Origin of the sequence: Sporosarcina beigongshangi (assembly GCF_033485195.1) — a bacterium.
In the GTDB taxonomy this organism is placed as follows: Bacteria; Bacillota; Bacilli; order Bacillales_A; family Planococcaceae; genus Sporosarcina; species Sporosarcina beigongshangi.
In genome coordinates, this window is sequence record NZ_JAWLIR010000048.1 from 1 (window position 1) to 4,775 (window position 4,775).

The following is a 4,775-nucleotide window of genomic DNA, read 5'->3' on the forward strand; positions in this document are numbered from 1 at the left end:
TCAAGGCGTAATTGATTATCATTACTTAGCCAATACCGGCTCTGTCCAATTAATAATTTCTTCAGCTGGTGTATCTACGTTTGTTGCATCAATGAGTGCCTGTGGTGTCCAGATTACACGTGGCAATTCTTGTCCACCTAGTTGACGAAGAATCATTTCAACCGCGATTTGCCCTTTATAAAGAGGGAATGAGTCAATCGTAGCATCCATTTCGCCTTTACGGATGGAATCATATGCCTCTCCGATCCCGTCAACACCTACAACTAAAATATCTTTTCCAGAGTCATTGACCGCTTCTTGTGCACCTAATGCCATTGTGTCGTTATTCGCAAAGATTGCCTTCAAGTCGTCATGCTTTTTAATCCATGTTGCTGCGATATCTTTAGCTTTTGAACGATCCCAATCCGCATTTTGTTTTTCTGCAATTTCAATATCTGGTGCATTGTCTTTCATCCACTCTTCAAATCCGATTGTTCGTTGTCTAGCTGCAAACGCTTTCGGCATACCCACAATAATGGCTACCTTGCCTTCTCCGTTAATTTTACCTGATATCCATTCTGCTGCCGACGCCCCGTTTTGATCAGCTTTTGGTCCGATGAAGTTTGGTGCTTCCTTAATAATTCCGTCATTTACATTTATGACTGGAATACCAGCCTCGTTAGCACTTTCAACCCCTGGAACAAGATTACCGTCAGAGATCGGTGATAGCAGCATCGCTGTATATTTCTTATTAATCATATCTTTTACAATTGATAATTGACCTTCTTCATCAGACTCACCTTGAGGAGATTTCACATCAATCGTTAAGTTTACTCCTTCATCACTAAACTTTTCAGTCCCGATTTCCATACCTTCTTTTAGCGTTCTCCAGTATTCATTTTCAAATGCTTTTGCTACTGCCCCTAATTTTACCTCTTCAGTAACCTTTGGTATTTCACCTAGACTCTCTCTCACTTCCTCGAAAGTTTGTCCATCCGCATTATCGGGGTTGAAAGCTTCATTTCCCTCTTTTTCACCACTTGCATCTGAGCTACCCGTGCCGTTGCTACACCCCGTAACTACCAAAGAAAATGCTAAAAGACCAGTAATTAATAGATTTTTTCTTGTTTTCTTCATTTGAATGCCCCCTGTTTTTTATAATTATTTTGTAATGCTTGAAACACTTTCCCACTCTTCACTTCGTCAGGTATCGCTACTAAATTTGGCGTAACTGCTCTCTTCATTTATTTCAAACATTGATAGAAAAGCTCGTTTACCGCCACTGCATCATTTTTATTAATGACATCCTGAATATGCTCTAATCCAAGTCGATCTACCAATTCACTTATCTTATTGATGGACTTTACATTTTGTCTAATCTCAGCCAACGGCTCTTCTCTAGTTGGGAATGTATCGAAATAGATGACTCCTTGGTAATTATGCTTTTTTACATAGTACATAAATTCAAGTGTTTGCAAGAGTGACACTGTACCGACCATAAGTCCATCATCATGGGTCCCATAACCATCATTCATATGCACGCCGTATAACTTTTCTTTACTGGCGACTAAGCTTAAACCGTAAGCTGGGTTCTCCCGTTTCATAAGCATGTGACAATAATCCAACGTAACCCCAACATTTTTCCGATTTACTTCACTTACCATTAGCATTGTTGTACCTACACTATCAATCAGTGCATATGACCGCTCTTGGTAAGGCTTATATTCAATACTGATTTGCAAATCAGGTGCATAGTCCGCCAAATCCACAATGTACTTTTTCACTTGGTTCCATGCTTTCACATAGTCAATTTGAAACGGATAATCAAATCCATCATAGCCTAACCACAGTGTGATCACTTTTCCTCCAAGTTCTCTACATGCATCCGCGGCCTCTTTACAAAGTTGGAAAGCATCTTCTGCAATCTCACTATCGCTATTCCCTAGCTCGCCGTTTATGAAATGGTCCCTAAATCTTAATGCCAATCCATTGACCTCTAAGTTAGCATTTTTAAGAGCGCTATGAACCTCACTAATCGAATAGTGAGCGAAGTGCTCAGGATAATTGAGGTCTACATAATTGATTCCTTCTATTTCTGAAACTTTTTCTATCACTTTTACGATATCCCTATCTACTGTTGGCAAAATTGAATTGAGTCTTGTTGCAAGTTTCATCTTTCACCCTCCTATTTGTCATCTGAAGCTGTGTTTAATATAGCACCGAATGAATCCGCTTTCAACAAATTTATTCATTTTTTATCACTTATTTTTAATTATATTCATTTAATTTCACTCATAGCCACCGAAAAAGCTAGATATTATCTTGTTTTGGTGATTGAATTTTCTTTTTACTGAAACAATAGAAAAACTCTGTTTTTCAAATAATTGATGTAAAATCAAAAAAACACAGAGGATTTCCATCATGAAAATCCTCTGTGTTTCTGCTTGTTATGAATGAGTGTTTTTCGCTTTCGAAGCTAGCTCGCTACTTCCAATAGTCCCGGTGTACTATTTCCTCTTCAACTAGAAAGCATCAATACCTATTGACTGTATTTCTTTACTTCTCTATGATTTATATTTGAATGGAAAAAGCTTACTTTGAAAGGGAGAATGTGTATTGAACTCGAAATCTTTAACATCTAGTAAAGAAACGCCGTATTTCGTCATTAGTGTCATCATTAGTATTTTTATTTATCTTATTGCAACGCTTAGTATGATTGGGATTGTCATAGCACTCGTTATCCTCGCATTCATTTTATTTTCAAATGCCATCATGCTTGGAAGTATAAGAGGTAATGGCGTTCGAGTTAGCGAACAGCAATTTCCTGATATTTATGAGCGTGTCGTTGAGTTAGCAGGGAAAATGGAGCTTAAAAAGGTACCAGATGTATTTGTCATTCATTCAGAAGGTGCTTTCAATGCCTTTGCTACACGTTTCTTTGGACGCGATATGGTTATTATTTATTCGGAAGTATTTGAATTGGCTCGTGAGCAAGGTAATCAGGAACTTGATTTTATTATCGCGCATGAGTTGACTCATATTCAGCGCAGACATATTTGGAAAAGTATTCTCGTGTTACCCGCAACTTTTGTTCCTTTTCTCTCGCAAGCGTATAGCCGTGCTTGTGAATATACATGTGATCGAAGTGCTGCTTATTATATACAGGATGGACCGGCTGCAAAACGTGCACTTACAATCTTAAGTATTGGGAAAGGCCTTTACAAAGAGGTGAATGATTTTGCTTATTTGGAACAAATACATAGCGAATCCAATGCGGCTGTATGGTTTGCCGAAGTATTGTCTACTCATCCGTTATTACCAAAAAGAATCCAAGCTGTCGGGCACTTTATGAATGTAGAGGGAACGCCTCATTTCGAACCGAATAACGGAAAGATAGCGATAGGTGCACTCATTTCTGGAGCAGTTTTGTTCTTCCTTTATATTGGAGTCGTCGTTATGATTGTCCTGAGTTCTGGCTTTCTTGCATCCATTTTCTCGACTAACGCGTGGTCTGCTGAAACTGAAGGGATGGAGTCTATTTTTGATGAAACCGCCACTCCACTTATGATTTCAGCGGCAAACGGTGACCTTGCACAAGTGGAAACCTACATTGCTGAAGGTGTCGATATTCATGCTCAAGATGAAGAATTAACGACAGCACTTCATTACGCGGTTTATAACAATGAAGTCGATATTGTCGAATTGTTACTCGGCGAGGGTGCGAATCCTAATGATTCTGACCATTATTCCACCGCTCTCACTGCAGCGCTAGATAACGAGTCATACGACATCGCCGCGCTCCTATACAATTCAGGGGCCGATCCAACGATAGAAGATGCTTATGGTAATTCTCCACTCGATTATTTCGAAGTCACGACAATAGAGGAATTTGAGGAAGTATTGAATAATATGTATTAACAAATATAAGGTACCTGACCCTGCAGCAGTTTCAGAACTGGTTCTAGGACTGGTACCTTTTCTATTACAACCCACGAGCAGTTTATTCATAATTCCAGTGATTTTTTCATTCAAACCGTTCCTAAATGTTGAGAACCAGATTCTAACATAATGAGAGCATCTTTTGGACTCAAAAAAGAGCCTTATCACTTTGCAATTATGCTAAACTAAGAACAGCAGTTGCATAAAGCAGATGGGCGGTTGGCACTCCCTTGAGAAACGGGGTGTTATAGATAATGGTAACTTTCGAAACTATGAATATGCTGTTTCAATTCGGTATATTCCTTGCTGCAGCTTTAACAGCGGTTGTAGCAATTGTAGTGGCAATAGTTATCACAAATCAAAAGAAGTAACCGCCCATTACCTTTAGCCAGGAAACAAATGGGGGTTACTTCTTTTTAGAACACTCTTTTTTTGTTACACCAGGTCAATCGCTCTTCAAGCGATATGGGACTGCTACTAGCTGAACGTTTCACAGACGTTCAGCTTTTTTATTATATGCTGATTATACCATATTCATACGAAAAACAATACAATAACACTGAATCTCATTGATTGAATGTACCTTTACTTACCTCATAATCATCATCTCCACTCTTATTCTTCCCCGTACTTCCCATCCCGAATAGCCTTTTTATAGCTCCCATTGGCTTCTTGTAATCAAATTCATCATGAAACCCTGGATTTCTTTTCAATATAAATCCAGCCATAATAAGCGACCCAAAATAGTAACGGTACGACTACTGTATAATTTTTCGCATCAGCAGGTAGATAATAAAATGTAACAATACTTAGTAAAAGTGCTGGCGGTAAAAGGGGAGGCCACTGAAAAAGTCCTC

General features: G+C 38.8%; 4 protein-coding genes. 2 read left to right on the forward strand and 2 right to left on the reverse strand.

Annotated elements, in window-relative coordinates:
* Window positions 1-21: 21 nt before the first annotated feature.
* Both R2B77_RS16070 and R2B77_RS16075 read right to left on the reverse strand, forming a co-directional pair.
* Window positions 22-1,116 (reverse strand): sugar ABC transporter substrate-binding protein, encoded by a 1,095-nt coding sequence (locus R2B77_RS16070; protein ID WP_203249098.1) that lies wholly within the window; start codon window positions 1,114-1,116, stop codon window positions 22-24.
* A 107-nt stretch (window positions 1,117-1,223) separates the two neighbouring features.
* Window positions 1,224-2,153: a sugar phosphate isomerase/epimerase family protein gene (locus R2B77_RS16075; RefSeq protein WP_203249099.1), complete on the reverse strand. Its 930-nt coding sequence runs from the start codon at window positions 2,151-2,153 to the stop codon at window positions 1,224-1,226.
* Window positions 2,154-2,595: 442 nt separating this feature from the next.
* Here R2B77_RS16075 and R2B77_RS16080 point away from each other — a divergent pair, with 442 nt between their 5' ends.
* Window positions 2,596-3,897, forward strand: a complete 1,302-nt coding sequence (locus R2B77_RS16080) for a M48 family metallopeptidase (RefSeq protein ID WP_203249100.1) — start codon at window positions 2,596-2,598, stop codon at window positions 3,895-3,897.
* Window positions 3,898-4,172: 275 nt separating this feature from the next.
* Window positions 4,173-4,289: a putative holin-like toxin gene (locus tag R2B77_RS16085; RefSeq protein WP_232843530.1), complete on the forward strand. Its 117-nt coding sequence runs from the start codon at window positions 4,173-4,175 to the stop codon at window positions 4,287-4,289.
* Window positions 4,290-4,775: the final 486 nt, after the last annotated feature.